Annotated in this window: 1 protein-coding gene; it reads right to left on the reverse strand. The window is 43.8% G+C overall.

The annotated features are described in order from the left end of the window. Nucleotides 1–58 precede the first annotated feature (58 nt). Entirely contained in the window at nt 59–583 is a 525-nt protein-coding gene (locus KIV40_RS35215) for a hypothetical protein (protein WP_285354122.1), read from the reverse strand. Between the last annotated feature and the right edge of the window lie 145 nt (nt 584–728).

Below are 728 nucleotides of genomic sequence, written 5' to 3' on the forward strand. Positions count from 1 at the left end.
AGTAGCTAGCCGTATAACTTCAATCAACTTAACGAGTTTATTGAAGACTCAGCGAGGTTTAAAAACCAAATCGTGCCGACATAAGAATTTGGTGGCCGTAAGTACCATTGTTACGCATATCAACACCTACAGACAATTGCTCAGTAGAGTGGAAGCGCGCACCAAAGCCCACGATAGAGTTAGTACCATCGTTGTCGATTAGCTGACCAAGTCGAGCATTCACTTCAATGTTTGCCATTAACCATGCTTTTAGACCGACGTTTACTTCGGTTTTGATGCTGTTTTCGTCATTGCGTTCAATGTTGTGCAAAAGCATCTGGCCATAGATATCAGCAAACTGACCAATAGGGCCATTAAAACCGACACCTGCTGCAGCATCCCAATCGCTCTCGAAGCCTGTATCGATACGACCAACCAGGTGGGCGTTTTGGGTAAATAGGGTTGTGAATTCACCACCAAAAGTGCTTGGGCTTGCACCCATACGGATCTCAAAAGTGTTGTAGTTGAAATTGTTTGCCGACGCAGCGAATGAACACAGCGCGGTTAATCCGATAAGTAGCGATTTTTTTGCGTAACCCTGCATGGTGACTCCAAATTTTTGTATTTCGGGCAGTATATACAAAAAAGCCTGCAATATGCAGGCCATTTTATTTAGAGTCAGTCGATATTAAAGAATCTGGATGTGGTCGACTTCGATTTCAGGTGTTTTGCCACCTTCGTATTCACCA

Source organism: Vibrio sp. D173a (assembly GCF_030248475.1).

Coding starts and splice junctions, on each gene's coding strand:
- KIV40_RS35215 (WP_285354122.1), bottom strand. CDS start 583: ATGCAGGGTTACGCAAAAAAATCGCTACTTATCGGATTAACCGCGCTG.